Below are 18,294 nucleotides of genomic sequence, written 5' to 3' on the forward strand. Positions count from 1 at the left end.
CATGCGGCCGGACAGGGAGCGATAATGGTGCTCCTTAGAAAGGAGGTGATCCAGCCGCACCTTCCGGTACGGCTACCTTGTTACGACTTAGTCCCAATCGCCGGTCCCACCTTCGACGGCTCCCCCCACAAGGGTTAGGCCACCGGCTTCGGGTGTTACCAACTTTCGTGACTTGACGGGCGGTGTGTACAAGGCCCGGGAACGTATTCACCGCAGCGTTGCTGATCTGCGATTACTAGCGACTCCGACTTCATGGGGTCGAGTTGCAGACCCCAATCCGAACTGAGACCGGCTTTTTGGGATTAGCTCCACCTCACAGTATCGCAACCCTTTGTACCGGCCATTGTAGCATGCGTGAAGCCCAAGACATAAGGGGCATGATGATTTGACGTCGTCCCCACCTTCCTCCGAGTTGACCCCGGCAGTCTCCTATGAGTCCCCGCCATCACGCGCTGGCAACATAGAACGAGGGTTGCGCTCGTTGCGGGACTTAACCCAACATCTCACGACACGAGCTGACGACAACCATGCACCACCTGTAAACCGACCGCAAGCGGGGCACCTGTTTCCAGGCGTTACCGGTTCATGTCAAGCCTTGGTAAGGTTCTTCGCGTTGCATCGAATTAATCCGCATGCTCCGCCGCTTGTGCGGGCCCCCGTCAATTCCTTTGAGTTTTAGCCTTGCGGCCGTACTCCCCAGGCGGGGCACTTAATGCGTTAGCTACGGCGCGGAAAACGTGGAATGTCCCCCACACCTAGTGCCCAACGTTTACGGCATGGACTACCAGGGTATCTAATCCTGTTCGCTCCCCATGCTTTCGCTCCTCAGCGTCAGTTAATGCCCAGAGACCTGCCTTCGCCATCGGTGTTCCTCCTGATATCTGCGCATTTCACCGCTACACCAGGAATTCCAGTCTCCCCTACATCACTCTAGTCTGCCCGTACCCACTGCAGAACCGGAGTTGAGCCCCGGTCTTTCACAGCAGACGCGACAAACCGCCTACGAGCTCTTTACGCCCAATAATTCCGGATAACGCTTGCGCCCTACGTATTACCGCGGCTGCTGGCACGTAGTTAGCCGGCGCTTCTTCTGCAGGTACCGTCACTTTCGCTTCTTCCCTACTGAAAGAGGTTTACAACCCGAAGGCCGTCATCCCTCACGCGGCGTCGCTGCATCAGGCTTTCGCCCATTGTGCAATATTCCCCACTGCTGCCTCCCGTAGGAGTCTGGGCCGTGTCTCAGTCCCAGTGTGGCCGGTCACCCTCTCAGGCCGGCTACCCGTCGTCGCCTTGGTAGGCCATTACCCCACCAACAAGCTGATAGGCCGCGAGTCCATCCAAAACCGCAAAAGCTTTCCACCACCACCGCATGCGCGGAGCAGTCGTATCCGGTATTAGACCCAGTTTCCCAGGCTTATCCCAGAGTCAAGGGCAGGTTACTCACGTGTTACTCACCCGTTCGCCACTAATCCCCCCAGCAAGCTGGAGATCATCGTTCGACTTGCATGTGTTAAGCACGCCGCCAGCGTTCATCCTGAGCCAGGATCAAACTCTCCGTTGAAGTAAAACAAAAACAGACACAACCACAACCACCGGAAATAACGGCAGAAGAGCTGCACAAAATTTGAAACCAGCTGTAAAAAACCAGCCCCACGCCACCAAAGCGACACGGAACCAGCCAAAACAACCAATTTAATAAAAAATCGGTATCAACAAACTTGGCACACTATTGAGTTCTCAAACAACAGACACACCCGGCACCACCCACACCCCACAGGGTCCAGGATCGCTCCGGAGCAACTTCCCAAACTTACCCGAACTGCCAGGATCAAGCAAATCGGCGTTTCCGCGATTCACTGCTCAACAGGGGTCCCCACCCATCCACAGCACGCAAATCAGCGCGCCATTTCCAGGCCGTTTATCAGAGGGGGTCGGTCGCTATCTTTCCGCATCAGCGGCGGCGACTCGAACTACTTTACACACCCCCAAGCCCCCACGCAAATCACGCCTCAGGCGAGCAAGAACCGCGGTAATCCGGGACAGAACGGCCGGTTGCGCCCAAAAAGAAGCCGCCGGCGTCGTAATTCAGCACTATGTCCTGCGCCACTTAATCGCAAAGCCGGAGATTCTCCGCACCAAAGCCGAGAATTTGGCGCCTTAAACGCAAGAAGGACCGGCAACCAAACGGTTGCCGGCCCTCCTAGTGCTTCTGGATTACCAGGAAGACTTGGTGATACCCGGGAGCTCACCACGGTGAGCCATGTCGCGGAAGCGAACACGGGAGATACCGAACTTCTGGAAGGTACCGCGCGGGCGGCCGTCGATGATGTCGCGGTTACGCAGACGGATCGGGGAGGCGTTGCGGGGCAGCTTCTGCAGGCCGAGGCGAGCCTCTTCGCGTGCTTCGTCAGTCGCGTTGGCGTCAACCAGGGTCTTCTTCAGTTCGAGACGCTTGGCAGCGTAACGCTCAACGATGACCTTGCGCTGCTCGTTGCGAGCAATCTTGGACTTCTTAGCCATGTTTAGCGCTCCTCTCGGAATTCGACGTGCTGGCGGATCTTGGGGTCGTACTTCTTCAGGACCAGACGGTCCGGGTCGTTACGACGGTTCTTGCGGGTTACGTAGGTGTAACCCGTTCCCGCAGTCGACTTCAGCTTGATGATCGGACGTACGTCCTTGTCTTTTGCCACTAGAGCTTCACCCCACGAGCCAGAACTTCGGCGACGACTGCGTCGATGCCGCGAACGTCGATGGTCTTGATGCCCTTGGCCGACAGGGTCAGCGTGACATTACGGCGCAGGGACGGAACCCAGTAGCGCTTCTTCTGGATGTTGGGGTCGAACCGACGCTTGTTGCGGCGGTGCGAGTGCGAAATGCTGTGTCCAAAGCCCGGCTCGGCTCCGGTCACCTGGCAGTTTGCTGCCATGACGACTCTCCTAAAAAATAAAATGAAACGGCCAGCAGAGTTCCTGCTTTCCGTGCATTAGGCGACGTCCGCAACCAGTCCACACCGTTTTCGGTAGTTCCCGCAGGCTGGATCGCTCGACTGAAACCAGCCAATGATCACCGCTGCGGCGAAGGTAGTGGGTCCGGATAACAGGCCGGAATACTGGGCGAATACTGGAATGCACGCAACTTGAGCCCCTAACTACCGGCCCACGGATCTCCTGTTATTGCCAACAGTCACCGCAAACCGGAGCAATTGCACACGCTCCGCGCCACCTAGCGCCTAATAAGTCTAGGGGCTGGGGGAAATTAAGACCAATCGGGTGTATAAGAACCAAGTGATCAACTCATAAGCGGGGGCTAGGCCCTTCACAGGAGAACGAAAGGTTGAGAGTTCAATCTTGAGACATGAAGTCACAACTCCTCGCCTCCCCAGGCCAACGTGTGGGTGTGTCCCCGGGTCAGCCTCAAGCGCCCGCTGGGCGCAAATCCACCAAGGGAAGGTTCGCTGCGCAGCACCGCCGACGCATGTTCCGGACGGACATGCTCACCGTTGCGCTGTGGGCTTCCCTTGCAGCGGCGCTTGCTTTGTGGCTCGCCGACGGCGGGATGTCGTCGGTCGGGAACGTCACCCAGGCGGTCACCGCCGTCGGGATCCTGGCCGGGCTTGCCGGCATGGATCTGGTCTTCCTGATGCTTCTCCTCGCGGCACGCCTGCCGTTCGTGGACGGCGCGGTGGGGCATGACAGGGCGTTGGAGTTCCACCGGAAGCTAGGCAAACCGGCGCTCTACCTGTTGCTGGCGCACGGACTTCTCCTGGCGACCGGCTACGGCATGGCCGAAGGCCTGAATCCCGTGAGCGAGGCCGTCGCGCTCTGGACGCTGGTACCCGATATGTGGCTGGCGTTCGTATCCATGGCATTGTTCATTGCCGTGGTGGTCACCTCGCTAGTGGCTGTTCGGCGCCGCTTCCCCTATGAATTCTGGTACTTCGTCCACCTGCTCACGTATTTGGCGGTAGCAGTAGCCCTTCCGCACCAGTTCAGTGTGGGCGGCTTGTTCGCCGAAGGCACCTGGCAGCGCTGGTACTGGCTGGCGCTCTACATTGGAACAGGCTCGGCGCTGGCTTGGTTCCGGATTGCCCAACCGGCGATAGCCACCTACCGGCACCAGCTGACCGTGCGGCGCGTGGTGCCCCTTGCGCCCGGCGTCTTCAGCATCGAAATGAGCGGCCTGCGATTGAACGAATTGTCGGGAAACGGCGGCCGCTTCTTCGTGTGGCGCTTCCTCGCTCCCGGCATGTGGTGGCAGGCGCATCCGTTCAGCCTGTCCGCGGAACCACAGATGGGGAAATCATCGCGGCAGCCCACCTTGAGGATCACCGTCCGGAATCTGGGTGCAGGCTCGGCCCGCTTGGCTTCGCTCAAACCAGGAACCAAGGTAGCCATCGAAGGACCCTACGGTGTCTTCAGCACGGCGGCCCGCAGCCGGGAACACGTCGTCATGATCGGCACAGGAATCGGAATCACGCCCCTCCGTGCGCTCCTGGAATCGACGCCGTTCGTGCCCGGCCAGGCGACCGTCTTGTTGCGCGGCAGCAGCACGGAAGAGCTATTCCTTGGCGACGAGATCCTGGAATTGTGCCGGAAGCGCGGTGCCACGCTCTTCCACCTGACCGGCCCGCGGTCGGCGAATTCTCAAGGCGCCTGGCTGCCTGCCTCTGCCGGCACCTCGCAGTTGCGGGACTTCGTTCCGGACATCACTGATGCGGATGTCTACATCTGCGGCCCTTCTGCTTGGGCCCGCCAGGTGCTGGCTGAGGCGAAAAGGTCCGGCGTGCGGGAGGAGCAACTCCACTACGAAAGGTTTGACTGGTGAGACTCAGGGCAGGAATTTCAGCAGCGCTGGCGTCGGCGGCCATCCTCCTGGTTGGTTGGCAGGCGGGCGCGCACGTGGCGGAATCGAACGCATCGGCGGTCACGACCTCCGCAGCCGGAACCGCCTCAGGTACGGGCTCGACGGCGAATGGAACCACCGGGAGCAGCACTTCCGGATCGTCCTCGGGAACCGGAGCCGGCTCCATTTCCAGCACAGGCTCCAGTTCCGGCACGGGCTCGAGTTCCAGCTCCACCTTGGGAGCCACTGCCAAGGCGGGCGGCACCTACGCAGGAACGGCAGTGGAGACGCACTTCGGAACAGTCCAGGTCCAGGTAACCATCAAGGCCGGCGTCATCACGGATGTCACAGCCCTGCATCTGACCGACCAAGAGCAACGATCCGTCCAGATCAGCGCCAGGGCAGCACCCCTTCTGCGATCCGAGGTGCTGAGCGCCCAGTCGGCGAACGTACAGACCATCGGCGGGGCCACCTTTACCAGCGAGGCCTATCTGACATCGCTCCAGGCAGCCCTCGATGCAGCCCATTTCTAAGCCCGACGGGCACGGACAAGGCAGTGCGGAACCCCGCCTTCGTTCCCGCACCTTCACCAGCATGGGCACCGTGGTGAGCCTCGCGATCCCAGCCGCTCCAGGGACGGCCCCCCAAGCTGCGGTGGAAGAACTCGAGGCGGCCACCGCCGTCGTCGAGCAGTTGTTCAACAGGCTGGACCGGACGTTTAGTCTTTACCGTCCCGACTCGGAGGCGAGCGCGATGGCGCTTGGCGAGCTGGCCCTGATGGATGCCTCGACGGACATGCGCCGGCTCTATGTCGAGGCATCAGAATGGCGCACCCTCACGGAAGGTGCGTTCACGGCTGAACGGCCCGACGGCGTCGTGGACTTGTCGGGGATCGTCAAGGCACATGCCATCCGGGAAGCCGGAACGTCGTTGCTCGCACTGGGCCTGAAGGATTGGTGCCTCAATGCGGGCGGGGACGTGCTGGTGAACGGATCGCCGACGCCGGGCAGCGCGCAGTCGTGGCTCGCGGGGATCGTTGACCCGGAGGATCGGACGACGCTCCTGACCGCGTTTCCGCTCAGTAACGCGGGCAAGCGCGCGCTCGCGACCTCAGGAACCAGCGAACGCGGCCACCACATTTGGTCCGCCGGCGTCCCGGCGGCACGGGACGAGCGGTTCCGCCAGGTTTCGGTGGCAGCCACCGACATCATCACGGCCGATGTACTGGCCACCGCCATCATGGCCGGCGGCGCCCGGACCCTCACGCTGGCGACCTCCCACTGGGACGTGGACGTGCTCGCTGTGAAGAACGACGGCGGACTGCTCGCCACGCCGGGCTTCCGGAAACTCGCTCCTCAGAACAGTTAGGGCCGAGTGAGCTGGGGATACTTCGGGCTGAGGCCGTCTCCGGATGACTTGCCCGTAACGCGGCGGACGACCCACGGGGCGGCGTGTTCACGGGCCCAACGCGCGTTGGCCCGCAACGCCTCCACCCGCGCAAGCTGCGGTTGCGGGACGGGAGGCGGGACCTCAAGGGAACCTTCGTGCTCCAGGACCGCCAGGACCCTGTTGGCCATGTTGATGTGACCGGCAGTGGACATGTGCATCCGGTCCTGCGCCCACATGTGCCAGTCGTGGTATTCGCTGAAGCGCCAGTAGTCCACCACCAGCGCACCGTGGTTTTCGGCGATTTCCCGCAGCAACTCGTTATAGATCGCGGTGCGTCCGCGCATGGTGCCGAAAACCTTGGAACTGCGTGCGTCGAAACCCGTAAAGAGAAGCAACGTAGCGCCGGTGGCACTTAGTTTCTCGATGCCGGCTTCGTAGTCCTCCATAAGCCTGTCGATATCGACCTTGGGGCGGAAGATGTCGTTCGCTCCCGCATACAAGGTCACCAGCGTCGGTTGAAGCGCGACGGCGGCATCTACCTGCTCTGCCATGACTTGCCGGAGTTTCTTCCCCCGGATGGCCAGGTTGGCGTAGCCGAAATTGTCGTTGCTTTGGGCCAATTGATGGGCAACCAAGTCCGCCCATCCCCTCACTCCGTTGGGGCGCGAGAGGTCGGCGTCGCCAAGTCCTTCGGTGAACGAGTCACCCAATGCCACATACCGGGCGGAAAAATCCATGGCGCCAGTCTTTCATCAGTGCGAGGCGGCCGTCACGCGCGGCGCGGGATGCGCAGCGTACGGCGGCCGTATTTGCCGGCTCAGCGGCCGCGGCTCAGTGTTCGCGCAGGATCCAGTGATCGTCGTCCAGCCGCGCTACGATTTTCTCGCCGATCCGCGCGAGGTCCGCAACGTCGTCGTCGGTCATGGCGTCCAGCATCAAAGCGCGGACGGCATCCACATGCCCCGGGGCGAGGGACACGATGGTGTCCATGCCGGCGTCGGTCAGGTGCGCGACCGTGACGCGGGCATCGCCCGGGTGGGCCTCGCGCTCCACCCAACCGCGTCCTTGGAGTTTGGTGACAACGTGCGACAGCCTGGACAAGGAAGCGCTGGTACGGGCGGCAAGCTCACTCATCGGCAGGAATCGCCCCTCCGCTTCGGACAGCATGGCGAGCACGTTGTAGTCGAACAGCGACAATTTGCCGGCCGCCTGCAGTTGGGTGTCCAGGGCTGCCGGCAGCAGGGTGTTGATGCTCAGGAGGGCCAGCCAGGCACGGCGTTCGTCGGCGTTGAGCCAGCGCGGTTCGGTCATGGATTCATCTTAGAAGGAAATTAATGCTTGACACTTCAACTTAAGGCCATTATTGTTTTAGTTGAAGCTTCAAGTAAATGAATATAACCCGATCATGAGCACTCAAGCAAAGGAAATAACAATGGCTGACATCACCATCATCGGCACCGGCAACATGGCGTCCGGCATTGCGGCACGCGCGGCCGCGGCAGGCAAGAGCGTCCAGGTCCTCAGCCGCGACGCGGGCTCCGCTGCTGCGCTTGCGGCGACGGTCAACGGAACCTCCGGCATCACGGGATCCCCGGTGGAAGGCAGCATCGTGGTCCTGGCCACTCCGTTCGACGCCTCCAAGGCAGTCCTTTCTTCCTACGGCTCAGCGCTCAGCGGCAAGACGATCGTGGACATCTCCAACCCCGTGAACTTCGAGACCTTCGATTCCCTCACCGTCCCCGCCGGAACCTCGGCAGCCGAAGAACTCCAGGCCGTGGTCCCGGGCGCGTCGGTCGTCAAGGCGTTCAACACTGTCTTCGCTGCCACGCTCGCGGACGGCGAAGTGGACGGCCAGACCCTCGATGTACTCGTGGCGGGCGACGATGCCGAGGCGACGGCCGCCGTCGTCGACTTCGTCAAAGGTGCCGGGCTGCGCCCGGTGAACGTCGGGCCCCTGCGCCGCTCGCGTGAGCTCGAAGCCTTCCAGTTGCTCGTCATGACGCTGCAGGTCAGCGACGCCCACCCCGACTACAACTGGAACTCCGCAGTCAAGCTCCTGCCGTAGTCATTTTGGAGGGCGGCCCGCCTGGCCGCCCTCCGCGTTGTAGGCTGGGCGGCATGTTCGTGGTTTCGCTGACCTACAAAGTTCCCGACGAGATTGTCGATTTCCACCGCCCCGCACACATGGATTGGGTCAAAGAAGCGTTCGACGCCGGCACTTTCGTCGCGTCCGGACGTCGCGTTCCAGCCATCGGGGGCGTGCTGTTGTCCAACGTCGATCGCGCGACACTGGACGCTTCCCTGGCTACGGATCCGTTCTACGTCAATGGGGTAGCCGACTTCGAGATCATCGAATTCACGGTCACCACGGCGTCCACGGGTTTCGAAAACCTGCTGGACTAGTTAGGTTGGGCGTCCGGGGCGTGACGCTGCCGCTTCAAATCCGGGCTGGCTCAGGGGACGTCCCCAATCGCTCCGGCAAGACCACCGGCATAAGAGCCGGCCAGCGGGCGCTCAGGTGATCACCGCTCGAAACTCCCCTGAAACGACGCGAAAGCCAGGGTGCCACGTCGCGCCTGAGCCACGCGGCGTCGTCGGCCATTATCTCGGCGCGGCTCCGCGGTTGGAGCGCCCCAAGCACGGGTGAGCCGAGCGAGTGCGCGGCGCCCAACACCTCCAAGACTTTCTTCGCCATGTACTCATGTCCGATGCCGGACATGTGCAGCCGATCGGGAGCCCACATCCGGCGGTCCTGGTACTTTTCGAAGCACCAATGGTCCACCAGAAGCGTTCCGTAGGCTGCCGAAATGCGCCGGATGTGCTTGTTGAAAACCGCCGTGCGCAGCTTAAGCGGCTCCAACACCGGCGAGAGCGGCACGTTGTACTCGGTGAACAGCAGGACTTGGGCACCACTTTCGGCGATCCGGACAACGGCGTCCTCGAATCCACGGACCAGTAGGCGCATGTCCAGTCGTGCGCCGAGGAGATCGTTGCCGCCGGCGTGGAAACTGACCAGAGTGGGAGCCATAGCGAGCGCGGGCTCAAGTTGTTCAACCACGATCTGCCTGAGCCGACGGCCGCGGAGGGCCAGATTGGCGTACTGCGTCTGCATCCGGTGCCTGGCCAGTTCCTCGGCCACGCGGTCGGCCCAGCCACGGCAGTCGTTGGGAAGGCGAAGGTCCGTGTCGCCGACGCCTTCGGTGAAAGAATCTCCGACGGCGACGAATCTCAGCGGCGTGTGCGTAGTCACGGTCATGTCCCCCCGTTGTCTTGAGCTTTTCCTGGTGGCTTGCTTCCAGCATCGGCGGCGCCCGCCCCGGCGGCTTGGCGTTCCGCGAGTTTACGTAGCCCGGCTTTCCGCGGCACCTTCACGAGCTCCGGCCAGCGTGGGCCAAGGTTGTCCCCGAGCGTGACGCCGCGAAGCTTCCGGCCGAACAATGGCAGAACCCAGTCGTTCACCCAGCGGCGCTGCCGACGTTCCCAGTCGCGCAACTTGAGCCGCTGCGGCGGTTCCCAGTCTTTGGGCGAGAACTTGTGCGGTACGCCGAGGTGATCCAGGACCTGCGATGCCATGTATTTGTGTCCGGCTTTGGACATGTGGAGACGGTCCGAGGCCCACATCCGGCGGTCGTGGTAGGCGTCAAGGCACCAATAATCCACCAGCACGGCGCCGTACTTGGCGGCCAGTTCGCGGACGCGTTCGTTGTACAGGGCGTTCCGCTTCTTGAAGGGTTCCAGCACGGCCGAGACCTTGACGTCGTACCCGGTGAACAAGACCAAGGTGGCTCCCGTGGCTGCGAGGCGGGCCACGAGCCTTTCGTACTCGGCCATGAGGATGTCCATGTCCGTGCCGAAATCCAGGATGTCGTTGCCACCTGCGTAAAGCGTGATGAGCGTGGGTTCCATGCCCAGCGCCCGGTCCAATTGCTCGTCGACGATATGGCGAAGCCGCTTGCTCCGCACGGCAAGATTCGCATACTCCCAGCCAGGTTCAGCCTTGGCGAGTTTCTCGGCAACGCGGTCGGCCCAGCCCCGGACGCCGTTCGGTAGGGCCTCGTTCCGGTCCCCCACACCCTCGGTGAAGGAATCGCCCAAGGCAACAAACCGCCGTCGTCCGTTCTGGTCAGCATGAAGCACGTTCCCAGCCACCACGCCAGCGTAGCCCCGCCCGGTTGCCCGCCGGCAAAGCCCAGGTTAATTCGACGCCGGCTCACTTGTGAGGCCTTTCGGCCAAACGCCCGCTCACCTATGAGGCCTTTCGGCCAAACGCCGGCTCACTCGAGGTGAGCGGACGTTCCGCCGTTTGGCCGCAAAAGTGAGCGAGCCGAAAGTTGTCAAGCTGTGTGGAGTCACTGGGCTAGTTTTTGGGGTGTTTTGGTCTGGGGGAGGTTGATCCCGGCGTATGTGGCGGGGGCCGGTGTGGTGGGTCGGCGGCGGAATCTTCCCGGGTGTCGTTCGTAGTAGTCCTGGTGGACTTTGTCTCGCTTGGTCCAGAGTTCTTTCCACGACCCGTCGTGGACCTGTGATGGTGAGAACAGTGCGATGCCGGAGTGTTTGTGATCGGTGCTGTACCAGTGCACGTAGCAGGTGAGGTACTCCCTGGCGGCCTCGAGATCGTTAAAGATCCGGGGGTAGCCGGGCCGGTATTTCATCGTGCGAAAGCCTGACTCCGAGAAGGGATTGTCGTTGGAGACGTACGGGCGGTTATGGCTGAGTTCCACGCCGTGGGCGGTGAGGGTGTCACGGAGCAGGGTTGATCTCATGGCCGGGCCTGAATCGGCATGCACGATGCGCGGGGCGCCGTGCCGGGCGATGGCTGTCTTGAACATCTGCGCGGCGAGGTGGTCGGACTCGCGTTCCTCCACCCGCCAGCCGACGATTTCCCGGGAGAAGATGTCCATGATGGAGTACACCTTGAAAACCTTGCCCTGCCACTTGGCATAGATGTCGGTGATGTCCCAGGACCAGACCTGGCAGGGTCCGGTGGCCTTGACCACCGGCTTTTCAGAGGAACCACGCGTGCCCCAACGCTTGCGCGGGATGGTTGGGCGGGCCTGCTGGTCCTCGTAGTCTGCCGCGATCCGCCACCACGAGCGGTTGGAGGCGAGCAGCTCGCCGTTGTCCCAGGCTGTGGCGAAGGCATGGTCAACGGAGTTGCCCTTCTCCCAGCTGGCCAGGATGAGCCCCAGGATCCGGTCCTGATGCGCGGAGCTGATCCGGGATTCGTAGGCCCGGTCGCTCTGGTGGATCGGGTGCTGCACCGCCGGACGGGGATTGGACCGGTAATGCCAGGTCCCGCGCGAGAGGCCCGCCAGCTTGAGCGCTGTCCGCTGGGAGCCGATGATCACATGCAGTTCCAGGACCAGAGTGTTCTCGGCCGCTATGAATCGTTGTGAGCGCTCGTCGGGGTTGTATCGGGCTCTGGCACGCTCAACTCGTGCAAGAGCCCGATAGCTTTTCCCAGCGCGGAATTCGTGTCCTCCAGCTCCTGCACCCGCTTCTGGAGTTTTTCGACTTCGGCACGGTGGGCAGCCATTTCCTTCGCGCGTGCTTTTTCGAACGCGGAGAGTTCACGATTCGTCGGGACCATGCCTCCATGCTCCCGCGGAATCAGGCCACGGTCGATATCGCCCTGGACCATCATCTTGCGCCACCGGCGGAACGTCCATTCCGAAACGGACGTCGAGGCCATCCATTCCTTCCTCGACCCGTGCGGCTGCAAATAGTACTCATGCATGAACTCACGGATCTCTTCACGCGTAAAACCCTTGTTATCAACGGCCATCGCCGGCTCCTTCAATCAAAAGGTAATGAATGACTCACAACCAGCTTGACGATGAGGGAGCGTCGGCGAAAAGGACGGTATATGTGAGCGTGCGTCAGACGGGGGCGGGCTAGAGCTCGGCTTTCCCTTTGCGCCAGTAGCCCATGAACGCCACCTGCTTCCGGTCGATCCCCACATCCCGGACCAAGTACCGTCGCAGCTCCTTGATGACCCCGGCCTCGCCAGCGATCCAGGCGTAGAACGGCAAAGCCCCGGCGGGAAGGCCCGGGTTGCGGCTCGCTTCGATCGCGGCAGTGTCCATGCGCAGCGGAGTTTCCCACAAAATATCTTGGTCCACATTGACGTCTTCGGGCTCGGGGCCGGCGGCGCCGTCGAGCGGGATGATGCCGACCCAGCCCGGCACGGGTACGGCTCCGCGGACGGCTTCCTTCAGCAATTCGCCGTGGGGGCGGGACCGGCCGAGGACCGCTCCGCGCGCTAGCCAGGTGATTTCAATGTCGGCGTCTGAAGCGAGGTCCTTGAAATCGCCAGCCTCTGGTACTTCGAGGAAGGCATGGCCGGTGATTCCCGCAGGCAAGGATTCCAGGATTGCACTGATGGCAGGGACAGCCGTTTCGTCGCCGGCAAGGAGGACCCGCTGTGCCAGGCCGGGACGCCATTCAATGCCGGAGTATGTTTCGGCCGTGATGCAGTGGGCTGCCCGGTTGTTGGGGCCGATGATGGTGATGGAATCCCCGGGTTTCGCGCCGAGTGCCCAGTTGGCCGCGGGCCCGCCTCTCGGGTGAGCCGCACCGCCGTCGACGTCGGACCCCGCCGCGCCACCGCCGTCGCGGGTGCCGCGGCCGTCGCCGAAATGCATCACGAAGTCGACGTCGATCTCCGGATAGACGGCGTCGAGCCTCTCGTTCCGCACGGTGTAGGTCCGCATCGAACCGCGCACCGCGGGATCCATCGCCAACCACTCCTGGTACCAACCGGCGTCGCCCGTATTGAAGGCGGGCAAGGGCAGCGGGCGACCTTCGGCATCGAGCGAGGGAATCATGAGTTTGATACGCAGGTCCAGGGTGTTCCCTGAAACACCGAATCCGCGCAGGCAATATCCCCCAAACGTGATGCGGCGGAAATTGGGCCCAAGATCCTCGACGGCGGTGACGGTGACGTCGAAGGCGAGCGTCATCGGCTCCGTGATGGCGTTTCGCACGGCGGCGTCTGCATTCATGAGGCGAACTCCAATTCGATGGGTGTTGAGGGAGCGGCGGTGTGGTGCCGGCCGATCGGGAGAATGAGCGGGGTGCCCGAAATCGGATCCGGAACCACCCGGGACTCCAGGCCAAAAACGTCGCGGACCAAGTCCTCGGTGACCACTACCGGCGCAGGACCCTCGGCGACGATTGCCCCGCCTTTCATCGCGATGACGTGGTCCGCGTATCGCGCTGCCAGATTGAGGTCGTGCAACACGATCGCCACAGTGGCTCCGCGGCTGCGGTTGAGATCGGTCACCAGATCCAGCACCTCCACTTGGTGTGCCAGGTCAAGGTAGGTGGTGGGTTCGTCGAGGAGCAGGACGTCCGTCTCCTGCGCAAGGGCCATGGCGATCCACACTCGCTGGCGTTGCCCGCCGGACAGTTCATCGACGCTTCGTTCAGCCAATTCCAACGTTGCGGTGGTTTCGAGCGCGCGCTGAACGGCGAGATCATGCACCGACCGGTCACCAGTCCTCCAGCTGCGGAAGAAGGCCAAGCGTGCGGGCAAGTTCGCGGGCCGGGCGGGAGTGGATGTCCTTGCCATCCAAAGTGACGACGCCGGCGCTCGGCTTCAGGAGCCGGGACAGCCCTCGGAGGAGCGTGGATTTTCCGCAAGCGTTGGCACCCACGATCATGGTCACTTTGCCTTCGGGAATCTGCGTCGAGAGTCCTTCGACCACGCGTCGCTGATCGTATTGGAGCGTCAAGCCGCGTGCGCTCAGTTGTGCCATGTCAGGCTTCCTTTCGATTGGACGTGACGAGGAGCCACAACAAGAATGGAGCGCCGAGGGCGCCGGTAATGACACCGACCGGCAGAACGGTGCCGCTCAGAATCAGGGGTGCCACGTTGTACGCGAAGTAGTCGGCCGCGAGGACGATCAAGGCGCCAGTGAACGCCGACGCCGGGAGGCTGGGCCGCCCGACGGTCCGCCGGGCGATCGGCCCGGCTAGGAAGGCGACGAAGGCAACCGGTCCGGCAGCCGCCGTCGCCACCGCTGCGAGCGCGACGGCGGTAATCACGAGGCCGAAGCGCACGGCGTTCACGCGGATTCCCAGTCCAGCCGCGGCGTCATCCCCGAGCTCGAGCATGCGCAGCGGTCCCGAGAGGAGGGCCAGCGCGGGAACAAGCACCGCGAGCGAGGCGAGGAGGACGCCCACACGTTCCCAATTGGCAGTATTCAAGGAACCGTTGAGCCAAATGAGGGCCTCGGAGGCTGTCCGGATGTCCGCCCGGGTCATGAGGAAATTCACCACCGCCCCCAAGGCTGCGGCGATACCAACGCCGGCGAGTATGAGCCGGTTGCCTGCCGCATTCCCGCGCCTACCGCCTGAACTGCCGCCGGAGCCCCCGCCGCCTCGCGAAATGGCGTAAATGAGGAGCGCGACGCCGATTGCACCCGCGAGCGCAGCCGCGGACACAGCGGCACCGGACGCGCCGAACACGACAATAGCCAGGACTGCCGCTGCGCTCGCGCCGTAACTGATGCCGATGACGTCCGGGCTTGCGAGCGGGTTGCGGAGCATGGTCTGGAAGAGCCCGCCGGAGAGGCCGAAGGCCACACCGATCAGGATTCCCACCACGGCCCGGGGCAGTTTGTTCTCCATGACGATGAAGCTTGCGCCCGGGATCTTCTCGCCGCCTGTCAGGTGAGCCGTGAGGATCCTGAAGAAATCGGGGACGGTGACCGTGTAGCTGCCCAGGAGCACGGTCACCGCAAAGAGGACGACGACGCCGGCGCCCAGGAGTGCGGTCATGCTGCGGGGCTTCATAGCGAGGCCCCCTTGCCCCGGCGGACGAGCCACACGAAGACGGGAGCACCGACGATGGCCGTCATGATGCCCGCTGGGACTTCGCCCGGCAGCAGCACCACCCGGCCGATCACGTCCGAAACAAGAAGGAGGGCCGGTGCGAGAACCATCGAAAACGGCAGGATCCAGCGGTAGTCCGGGCCGGTAAAGAAGCGCAGCGCGTGTGGAACCACGAGTCCGACGAATCCGATGGGACCGGCCAGCGCCGTGGCCGAGCCACAAAGCAACACGATTCCAAGCGCGGTGACACCCCTCCCTAGCGCCACATTCTGGCCGAGCCCGCGGGCAACGTCGTCACCGAGGGCAAGGCTGTTGAGTATCCGGCCGCTGCCCAGAACGATCAACGCCCCGATCAACAGGAACGGCAACCCGGTCAACACCACGGACCAGTCGCTGCCGGCAATCCCACCCACTTGCCAGAAACGGAAGCGGTCCAGAGTGTCCTGGCTCGAAACCAGGATCACGTTCATCAACGAGTAGAGTCCAGCGCTCAGCGCCGCACCCGCCAAAGCGAGCTTCACCGGCGTCGCGCCGTCACGCCCCATCGACGCGATCAAATAGACGACGACGGCGGCCGCGGCGGCACCGACAAAAGCGAACCAGATGTAGCCACTCGCCCCGGAGATACCGAAAAGATGGATCCCGGTGACCACGGCCAGAGCCGCCCCCGCGTTGACGCCCATGATGCCCGGGTCAGCCAAGGGGTTGCGGGAGACGCCCTGCATCGCGGCGCCGGCAAGGCCGAGGGCAGCGCCTGCCACTAAGCCGAGCACAGTGCGTGGAATCCGGGTGTGGACGACCGCATGGTTGCCGTCGTCGGGGTTGAACTGAGTGAGTGCTTGCCACACGGTTTCGATGGACATGCCGCGTGCGCCGATCGCGAGCGAGGCCGCAACGACAAGCACAAGCACGACGACGGCGGCCAACAGCCACGCGACCTTCGCGCGAACTGGCAGCTGTTGCCCTTTGGACGTGCTTTGAGGGTCATCAGCTGCCAGTTCGCGCGTGGTTCCCCCTCGAGAAGGTGGGCCGGCCGTCGTCGTGCTCTGTGTCATGGGGGGCGTATCGCTTACTTGGCTGCCGCGTCGGCGCCCTTGGCCAGCTGGGGCAGGAACATGTCCAGTGCCCACGGCAGGCTCAGGGGCGAGGATGCGGAGATCGCGAGGGTGAGGGTGTTGTCGGAGTCGGCGACCAGGGCGCCCTTCTTGATGGCGGGGATCTGGCCCAGCAGGGGGTCCTGCTTGATCTGGTCCCTGGTCTTGGAATCCGGCACCCACGTCACGAAAACGTCGGAGGAAAGCTCATTGGCCTTTTCAGCGGACCATGGAACGAAGAATTCCTTGGAACCCTTGCTCGCGTTCTCCACCACGGGAGCAAGCTTCATGCCGATTTCGGACAGGAAACGCGGACGATTGTCGTTGGCTGTGTAGACGTTGACGCCATCGCCCTTCGCAGGCTCGAGGTTGCCGTAGATGAAAGACTTGCCGGCGAGCTGCGGAAAGGCGCCAACCTTGTTTTTGATGATTGCCTCGGTGTCCGAGACGAGCTTTGCCGCATCTGAGTTCTTACCCAAGGCCTTGCCGATGATCGAGGTGGCTTCCTGCCATGGCGTGCCGTACGCGAGTTCGGGCTGCGCCACCACCGGGGCAATTTCCGAGAGCTTCTTGTAGTCGGCTTCGGTCAAGCCCGAGTAGGCGGCAAGGATGACGTCCGGGGCCAACTTGGCGATCTCCGTGAAGTTAATGCCGTCCGCCTCAGAGAACTGGGCTGGGGCCTTCGCGGTGCCGAAGCCGGCGCCCAACTTCTCTAGCGCGGCGTCCTTCCAGGGAGTAGACCCCTTGTCGTTGTTGCCCCAGGCGACCTTCGGCACACCGACCGGTACGACGCCGAGAGCCAAGGCGACATCGTCGTTAACCCACGAGACGGTCACCACGCGCTGCGGTTGCGACTTGATGGTGGTCTCGCCGAAAACGTTCTTGAGAGTAACCGGGAACTGGCCGCTTGAGGCCGGGGACGTCGCGGAACTGGCGGTGGTTGAGCCGGTCGAGCAAGCGGTGAGGGATAGTGCGACGGCGGCAAAGGCTGCGGTCGCTGCGCCTGCGGTCTTCAACAGGGCACGGCGTGAGGGGCGGGAAGCCACGAGACTCCTTAGGTAAGTGATGCAAACCTAAGTAAGGCTAGCCTACCCTTCATCTAATTACGAAACGTTTGCGTCGCGTAATTAATTCATGCCCAGCCGGCCCCCAACGCTCGCTCACATATCGCGACAAAACGGCCAACGCTCGCTCACATATCCGGGCCAAACGGCGGACGCTCGCTCACCTCAGGTAAGCGAGCATCGGGGCCAACGGGCGCTTCAACGCACGGGATCTTTGGACACCGAGGGCGGCGTTTGCAAAGATGACAGAGCCGGTTTATTCAACGAACCGCGTCAGGGCCGCGAAAGCGGCGAAGATCGAGAGGATGAGCATGCGCACTGCACACGTTGGCGCTGCCATGGTTGGCGAGGTGGCCGTGTTGGCCTACTTTGCATCTCCCTCTGCGTCGGTCATCCCGCTCGGCGGCCTGGGAAACTAACCCCACCGCCCCGCACTAGAAGCACACGAAGGGTTGCTTTGCTGTGCCCTCGGATCGCCGGACGCCAGCGTCCTTCCTCTTCGGAGCCCAAACGATCTGAAAGAACTTCGCCGTGCAGAAAATCACCGCTCAACAAATCCGTTCCTCTTTCATCAATGCGAGCCGCTCGGAGGCGGCCAAACTCAACCTCCCGGAGGACTTCGATTCCCTTGACTGGGACAACCTCGAATTCCTTGGCTGGCGCGACGAAAAGATGCCCATGCGGGGATACCTCGTCCTTCCGAACGATGGTGCCCTCACTGGCATCATGCTGCGTGCGCCCGAGGGAGGCTCCGGCAAGAAGCGTTCGGTCCTTTGCGAGCTGTGCCGCGACGTGTTTTCCAAAGACGATGTCTATCTTTGGGTTGCCAAGCGCGCAGGCCAGTCGGGTCGCGACGGCAACACCGTGGGGACGTTGATCTGCGCAGAATTCGGCTGTTGCACCAACGTCCGCAAGGAGCCCCCGGCGAATGAGATCAATCCGGACCCGGCCGCCGTCGTCGTTCGTCAAATCGCCGGACTGCAGTCCCGGACCGCCCAGTTCCTGGGGCGGGTCCAAGGAAAGTAGACGCTTCGGCGGCGGACGCTCGCTCGCTTTACGTGAGCGAG

General features: G+C 62.8%; 19 protein-coding genes, 1 rRNA gene and 1 pseudogene. 6 read left to right on the forward strand and 15 right to left on the reverse strand.

Annotated features, from left to right (window positions below; translation table 11 throughout):
• Positions 1-38: 38 nt before the first annotated feature.
• The 4 genes from ACSKT0_RS22435 to rpmB form a co-directional block, all read right to left on the reverse strand.
• Positions 39-1,561 (reverse strand): 16S ribosomal RNA (locus ACSKT0_RS22435).
• Positions 1,562-2,214: 653 nt separating this feature from the next.
• Positions 2,215-2,520 carry a 30S ribosomal protein S14 gene (gene rpsN, locus ACSKT0_RS22440; RefSeq protein WP_028267656.1) on the reverse strand — a complete coding sequence of 102 codons (306 nt, stop codon included), beginning with the start codon at positions 2,518-2,520 and terminating at the stop codon, positions 2,215-2,217.
• 2 nt (positions 2,521-2,522) lie between these two features.
• Complete coding sequence (gene rpmG, locus ACSKT0_RS22445) at positions 2,523-2,690, reverse strand: 50S ribosomal protein L33 (protein ID WP_003798558.1); 168 nt, start codon at positions 2,688-2,690, stop codon at positions 2,523-2,525.
• Positions 2,690-2,926, reverse strand: a complete 237-nt coding sequence (gene rpmB / locus ACSKT0_RS22450; RefSeq protein ID WP_078107326.1) for a 50S ribosomal protein L28 — start codon at positions 2,924-2,926, stop codon at positions 2,690-2,692. Before rpmB ends, rpmG begins: the two co-directional genes overlap by 1 nt.
• Positions 2,927-3,354: 428 nt before the next feature.
• Here rpmB and ACSKT0_RS22455 point away from each other — a divergent pair, with 428 nt between their 5' ends.
• From ACSKT0_RS22455 to ACSKT0_RS22465, 3 genes are read left to right on the forward strand one after another with little or no spacing between them, the layout of a single operon-like run.
• A complete protein-coding gene (locus ACSKT0_RS22455) occupies positions 3,355-4,824 on the forward strand; it encodes a ferredoxin reductase family protein (protein WP_437771690.1) in 1,470 nt (489 codons plus the stop codon).
• A complete protein-coding gene (locus ACSKT0_RS22460; protein ID WP_437771691.1) occupies positions 4,821-5,375 on the forward strand; it encodes an FMN-binding protein in 555 nt (184 codons plus the stop codon). Before ACSKT0_RS22455 ends, ACSKT0_RS22460 begins: the two co-directional genes overlap by 4 nt.
• A complete protein-coding gene (locus tag ACSKT0_RS22465) occupies positions 5,359-6,210 on the forward strand; it encodes an FAD:protein FMN transferase (RefSeq protein WP_437771692.1) in 852 nt (283 codons plus the stop codon). Before ACSKT0_RS22460 ends, ACSKT0_RS22465 begins: the two co-directional genes overlap by 17 nt.
• Here the strand turns inward: ACSKT0_RS22465 and ACSKT0_RS22470 are convergent.
• Complete coding sequence (locus ACSKT0_RS22470; RefSeq protein WP_437771693.1) at positions 6,207-6,968, reverse strand: SGNH/GDSL hydrolase family protein; 762 nt, start codon at positions 6,966-6,968, stop codon at positions 6,207-6,209. The two genes, ACSKT0_RS22465 and ACSKT0_RS22470, sit on opposite strands and share 4 nt — an antisense overlap.
• Before the next feature lie 94 nt (positions 6,969-7,062).
• A complete protein-coding gene (locus ACSKT0_RS22475) occupies positions 7,063-7,542 on the reverse strand; it encodes a MarR family winged helix-turn-helix transcriptional regulator (protein WP_437771694.1) in 480 nt (159 codons plus the stop codon).
• 121 nt (positions 7,543-7,663) lie between these two features.
• On the opposite strand from ACSKT0_RS22475, the gene ACSKT0_RS22480 reads away from it, so the two are divergent.
• A complete protein-coding gene (locus tag ACSKT0_RS22480) occupies positions 7,664-8,296 on the forward strand; it encodes an NADPH-dependent F420 reductase (protein WP_437771695.1) in 633 nt (210 codons plus the stop codon).
• 53 nt (positions 8,297-8,349) lie between these two features.
• The gene (locus tag ACSKT0_RS22485; RefSeq protein WP_234754497.1) at positions 8,350-8,634 is read left to right on the forward strand and encodes a YciI family protein; all 285 of its coding nucleotides are present in this window, start codon (positions 8,350-8,352) and stop codon (positions 8,632-8,634) included.
• A 34-nt stretch (positions 8,635-8,668) separates the two neighbouring features.
• Here ACSKT0_RS22485 and ACSKT0_RS22490 read toward each other — a convergent pair whose 3' ends face one another.
• The 9 genes and pseudogenes from ACSKT0_RS22490 to ACSKT0_RS22530 all read right to left on the reverse strand — a co-directional run bounded on the left by ACSKT0_RS22490 (position 8,669) and on the right by ACSKT0_RS22530 (position 17,209).
• Positions 8,669-9,481, reverse strand: a complete 813-nt coding sequence (locus tag ACSKT0_RS22490) for an SGNH/GDSL hydrolase family protein (RefSeq protein WP_437771696.1) — start codon at positions 9,479-9,481, stop codon at positions 8,669-8,671.
• A gap of 2 nt (positions 9,482-9,483) precedes the next feature.
• Complete coding sequence (locus tag ACSKT0_RS22495) at positions 9,484-10,380, reverse strand: SGNH/GDSL hydrolase family protein (RefSeq protein WP_437771697.1); 897 nt, start codon at positions 10,378-10,380, stop codon at positions 9,484-9,486.
• Between the two features lie 200 nt (positions 10,381-10,580).
• Positions 10,581-11,579 carry a transposase gene (locus tag ACSKT0_RS22500; RefSeq protein WP_437771022.1) on the reverse strand — a complete coding sequence of 333 codons (999 nt, stop codon included), beginning with the start codon at positions 11,577-11,579 and terminating at the stop codon, positions 10,581-10,583.
• Positions 11,580-11,611: 32 nt separating this feature from the next.
• Positions 11,612-12,016: a hypothetical protein gene (locus ACSKT0_RS22505; protein WP_437771023.1), complete on the reverse strand. Its 405-nt coding sequence runs from the start codon at positions 12,014-12,016 to the stop codon at positions 11,612-11,614.
• Positions 12,017-12,125: 109 nt separating this feature from the next.
• The gene (locus ACSKT0_RS22510; protein ID WP_437771698.1) at positions 12,126-13,235 is read right to left on the reverse strand and encodes a siderophore-interacting protein; all 1,110 of its coding nucleotides are present in this window, start codon (positions 13,233-13,235) and stop codon (positions 12,126-12,128) included.
• A pseudogene (locus ACSKT0_RS22515) lies at positions 13,232-13,991 on the reverse strand (ABC transporter ATP-binding protein). Before ACSKT0_RS22515 ends, ACSKT0_RS22510 begins: the two are co-directional and overlap by 4 nt.
• Before the next feature lies 1 nt (position 13,992).
• A complete protein-coding gene (locus ACSKT0_RS22520; RefSeq protein ID WP_437771699.1) occupies positions 13,993-15,030 on the reverse strand; it encodes a FecCD family ABC transporter permease in 1,038 nt (345 codons plus the stop codon).
• The gene (locus ACSKT0_RS22525) at positions 15,027-16,124 is read right to left on the reverse strand and encodes a FecCD family ABC transporter permease (RefSeq protein ID WP_437771700.1); all 1,098 of its coding nucleotides are present in this window, start codon (positions 16,122-16,124) and stop codon (positions 15,027-15,029) included. The genes ACSKT0_RS22520 and ACSKT0_RS22525 overlap by 4 nt, the downstream gene beginning before the upstream one ends.
• Positions 16,125-16,138: 14 nt before the next feature.
• Positions 16,139-17,209, reverse strand: a complete 1,071-nt coding sequence (locus ACSKT0_RS22530; protein ID WP_437771701.1) for an ABC transporter substrate-binding protein — start codon at positions 17,207-17,209, stop codon at positions 16,139-16,141.
• A 549-nt stretch (positions 17,210-17,758) separates the two neighbouring features.
• Between ACSKT0_RS22530 and ACSKT0_RS22535 the strand changes: the two genes are divergently transcribed.
• The gene (locus ACSKT0_RS22535) at positions 17,759-18,253 is read left to right on the forward strand and encodes an FBP domain-containing protein (RefSeq protein ID WP_437771702.1); all 495 of its coding nucleotides are present in this window, start codon (positions 17,759-17,761) and stop codon (positions 18,251-18,253) included.
• Positions 18,254-18,294 lie beyond the last annotated feature (41 nt).

Source organism: Arthrobacter sp. KNU40, assembly GCF_051515115.1.
Classification (GTDB): Bacteria; Actinomycetota; Actinomycetes; order Actinomycetales; family Micrococcaceae; genus Arthrobacter.

Bases quoted from the DNA above. Each gene is read 5' to 3' on its own strand.
- rpsN (WP_028267656.1), bottom strand. From the start codon at position 2,520: ATGGCTAAGAAGTCCAAGATTGCTCGCAACGAGCAGCGCAAGGTCATC.
- rpmB (WP_078107326.1), bottom strand. From the start codon at position 2,926: ATGGCAGCAAACTGCCAGGTGACCGGAGCCGAGCCGGGCTTTGGACAC.
- ACSKT0_RS22455 (WP_437771690.1), top strand. From the start codon at position 3,355: ATGAAGTCACAACTCCTCGCCTCCCCAGGCCAACGTGTGGGTGTGTCC.
- ACSKT0_RS22465 (WP_437771692.1), top strand. From the start codon at position 5,359: ATGCAGCCCATTTCTAAGCCCGACGGGCACGGACAAGGCAGTGCGGAA.
- ACSKT0_RS22470 (WP_437771693.1), bottom strand. From the start codon at position 6,968: ATGGATTTTTCCGCCCGGTATGTGGCATTGGGTGACTCGTTCACCGAA.
- ACSKT0_RS22475 (WP_437771694.1), bottom strand. From the start codon at position 7,542: ATGACCGAACCGCGCTGGCTCAACGCCGACGAACGCCGTGCCTGGCTG.
- ACSKT0_RS22480 (WP_437771695.1), top strand. From the start codon at position 7,664: ATGGCTGACATCACCATCATCGGCACCGGCAACATGGCGTCCGGCATT.
- ACSKT0_RS22485 (WP_234754497.1), top strand. From the start codon at position 8,350: ATGTTCGTGGTTTCGCTGACCTACAAAGTTCCCGACGAGATTGTCGAT.
- ACSKT0_RS22505 (WP_437771023.1), bottom strand. From the start codon at position 12,016: ATGGCCGTTGATAACAAGGGTTTTACGCGTGAAGAGATCCGTGAGTTC.
- ACSKT0_RS22510 (WP_437771698.1), bottom strand. From the start codon at position 13,235: ATGAATGCAGACGCCGCCGTGCGAAACGCCATCACGGAGCCGATGACG.
- ACSKT0_RS22520 (WP_437771699.1), bottom strand. From the start codon at position 15,030: ATGAAGCCCCGCAGCATGACCGCACTCCTGGGCGCCGGCGTCGTCGTC.
- ACSKT0_RS22525 (WP_437771700.1), bottom strand. From the start codon at position 16,124: ATGACACAGAGCACGACGACGGCCGGCCCACCTTCTCGAGGGGGAACC.